Consider the following 3,091-nt stretch of genomic DNA (forward strand, 5'->3'; position numbering starts at 1 on the left):
ACCTCTCAGAGCGGCGGCACTGATGTGGCGTCCGGTTTCGTCGGCGCATCGCCGACTCTGCCGGTCTACGCCGGTGAAATTCAGACGCCGATGCTGGGGGTGGATGTCCAGGCCTATAATGACGCGGGCGAGCCGCTCATCGACGAGGTCGGCGAGCTGGTTGTCGGCCAGCCGATGCCTTCGATGCCCCTATATTTCTGGAACGATCCAGACAACCAACGTTACCGCGAATCCTACTTCGAGGTCTTTCCAGACAAGTGGCGGCACGGGGATTACCTGAAGATTAATTCGCGTGGCGGCTGCTACATATATGGGCGCTCGGACTCGACCCTCAATCGCTTCGGCGTGCGTATCGGCACAGCCGAAATCTATCGTTCGGTCGAGGCATTGGAAGGCGTGGACGATAGCTTGATTGTCTGTTTGAATCTGTCGGACGGGCGTTTCTTCATGCCGCTGTTCGTGAAGCTGAAGCCAGGCTTCGTGCTCGACAAGGTGATGGAACAAAATATCTGTGACCGCCTTCGCAGCGAGTATTCACCTCGCCACGTGCCGGACCGCATCTATGCCGTGGAAATGATTCCCTACACTCTGACCGGAAAGAAGATGGAGGTGCCGGTGCGCAAACTGCTACTTGGTGTTGCACCAGAAAAGGTCGCCAACCGGGATTCAATGGCCCGGCCGGAGGCTTTGGATTACTACATCCGTTTTGGCCGGGAACGCCGCGACTATACGTTTTGATCCCACCGGAGCTCTGCCTGTTATAGTGTTCTAATTCGGTGTTCGGGAAATGATGGGCACTTCAACGAAAACGAGGAGGCGAGATGGACGTAGGGCTCTTCCACATCAACGCCAGCCACGACAGCGATCCAGCGGTGGTGGCAAAACGGGCCGAGGAGTTAGGCTTTGAGTCGTACTGGCTGCCTGACCACACGATCATCCCGGTCGATCGAGCGGTCCTTTACCCTGCGACACCTCCGGGCGGGGAGGAACCGGAGTATGTCTTTCGCTGCGCCGACCCGCTCATCGCCCTGGCACGCGCCTCGGCGGTAACCACACGACTCAAGCTCGGGACAGGTATCTGCCTGGTCGCCGAGCGCAATCCGCTCCTGCTCGCGAAGCAGATCGCCTCGCTCGACAACATGAGCGGCGGACGGGTCCTCGTGGGGATCGGCGGGGGCTGGAGCCCCGAGGAGTGCACGATCATGGGCGGGGACTTCGATCACCGCTGGACGCAGATCAAGGACCACGTGGCGGCGATGAAGGTGCTCTGGCGGGACGATCCCTCGGAGTACCACGGCCGCTATGTCGACTTTCCCGCGGTGCGTGCTCTCCCGAAGCCGGTCCAAAGGCCACACCCGCCGCTCCTCTTGGGCGCCATCGCCAACCCTCGCTCGCACAGGCGTGTCGTGGAATGGGCTGACGGTTGGATGCCACTCGTCCAGAGCATCGACGAGTTTGCTGAGGGTGTGGCGCGGATCAAGCAGGTCGCCGAGGACAGTGGGCGTGACCCGGCGACGATCGACTTCACCGTGGTCGGCCTCGCGGGGCAGTTCAGGAACACCGAGGACCACCGCGCGCTGGAGAAGATCGGATGCAACCGCGTCATCGTCTGGATCAAGGCAATGGACAACGACGGGATGCTGGCTGAGATCGAGGAGTTGGCCGCCGAGCTGATATCCGAGCCTGCGCACGAGCAAGTTCAGCTGGCATAACCTATGCGGCGTTGAGCTGTTCAGTTCAACCCCTCAAAGGACCGTCGCACTCCGGCTCCTGACATGAAGGGGACGCTGATGACCTACCGATCACCGTGGATGACCGAGGAGCTTGAACAGCTCCAAGACCTCACCCGCACCTTCCTGGCCAAGGAATCTGAACCCAACCACGAGCGGTGGACCGAGCAGCACGCGGTCGACCGCGAGTTCTGGAACAAGGCCGGCGAGATCGGCCTGCTGTGCATCAGCTGCCCCACCGAGTACGGCGGCGGTGGCGGTACGTTCGCGCACGAGGCTGTGGTGTTGCGCGAGCAGGGCTACATCGCCGACGACTGCTGGTCCTACCAGGTGCACAGCCCGATCGTCGCGCACTACATCAACGCCTACGGCAGCCACGAGCGGAAGCAGCGCTGGCTGCCCAAACTGGCCTCCGGCGAGTTCGTCGGCGCGATCGCGATGACCGAGCCCGGCACCGGCAGCGACCTGCAGGCGGTGCGCACCACCGCACGCCGTGACGGCGACCACTACGTAATTAACGGTGCGAAGACGTTCATCACCAACGGCACCCACTGCGACCTGGTGATTATCGTCGCTCGCACCTCCGACGCCCCCGGCAGCAAGGGCCTGTCCTTGATCGTCGCCGAAACGTGCGACCTTGACGGGTTCGAACGCGGCCGGGTGCTGCAGAAGATCGGCGCGATGGGCACCGACACCCGCGAGCTGGCCTTCACCGACATGCGGGTGCCGGCGGAGAACCTGCTCGGCGACCAGGAGGGGCAAGGATTCGTGCAGCTGATGCGGCAGCTGCCGCAGGAACGGTTGTCCATCGCGGTGCAGGCCGCAGCCGCCGCCGAACACGCCGTCGACCTGGCCATCGCCTACGCCAAGGTGCGCACGGCGTTCGGCAGGACGCTTCTGGAGTTCCAGAACACCCGGTTCGTGCTCGCCGAGTGCCGTACCGAGGCACTGGCGCTGCGTACCTTCATCGACCACTGTATCGCCGAGCATGTGGCCGGCCGGCTCGACGGCGCAACCGCATCCATGGCCAAGTACCTGGCCACCGACAAGGAGTGCGAGATCGTCGACCGCTGCCTGCAGATCTTCGGCGGCTACGGCTACATGACCGAGTACCCCATCGCCCGAATGTACGCCGCCGCGCGCGTTCAGAAGATCTACGGTGGCACCAACGAAATCATGAAGGAGCTCATCGCCCGCTCCCTCTGACCGGCAAGAGACCAACCACGTTCCGAGCAGGAGCGGTAACGATAAAGCAAGGCCATTGCGGCTGACCCTCGCGCGGACCTGCTGGGAGATGTTATCCGGCGCACAAAATGGTAGTGTTCGTTCCTGGCGCGTTGCCTCGCCGAACTGTTCCCGGT

Annotated in this window: 2 protein-coding genes and 1 pseudogene; all 3 read left to right on the forward strand. The window is 62.7% G+C overall.

Translation table 11 applies throughout. From position 1 onward, the window contains the following. Window positions 1–738 (forward strand): annotated as a pseudogene (locus DD1DGNOD_RS11615) (acetoacetate--CoA ligase); the annotation flags it as partial. An 83-nt stretch (window positions 739–821) separates the two neighbouring features. Beyond that, window positions 822–1,712: an LLM class F420-dependent oxidoreductase gene (locus tag DD1DGNOD_RS11620; RefSeq protein ID WP_131770107.1), complete on the forward strand. Its 891-nt coding sequence runs from the start codon at window positions 822–824 to the stop codon at window positions 1,710–1,712. Between the two features lie 99 nt (window positions 1,713–1,811). Further along, window positions 1,812–2,936 carry an acyl-CoA dehydrogenase family protein gene (locus tag DD1DGNOD_RS11625; protein WP_241255663.1) on the forward strand — a complete coding sequence of 375 codons (1,125 nt, stop codon included), beginning with the start codon at window positions 1,812–1,814 and terminating at the stop codon, window positions 2,934–2,936. Window positions 2,937–3,091 lie beyond the last annotated feature (155 nt).

The sequence above is a fragment of the Candidatus Protofrankia californiensis genome, assembly GCF_900634765.1.
Classification (GTDB): domain Bacteria; phylum Actinomycetota; class Actinomycetes; order Frankiales; family Frankiaceae; genus Protofrankia; species Protofrankia californiensis.

Excerpts from the sequence above, each read along its gene's own strand:
- DD1DGNOD_RS11620 (WP_131770107.1), top strand. The coding sequence starts at position 822 with ATGGACGTAGGGCTCTTCCACATCAACGCCAGCCACGACAGCGATCCA.
- DD1DGNOD_RS11625 (WP_241255663.1), top strand. The coding sequence starts at position 1,812 with ATGACCGAGGAGCTTGAACAGCTCCAAGACCTCACCCGCACCTTCCTG.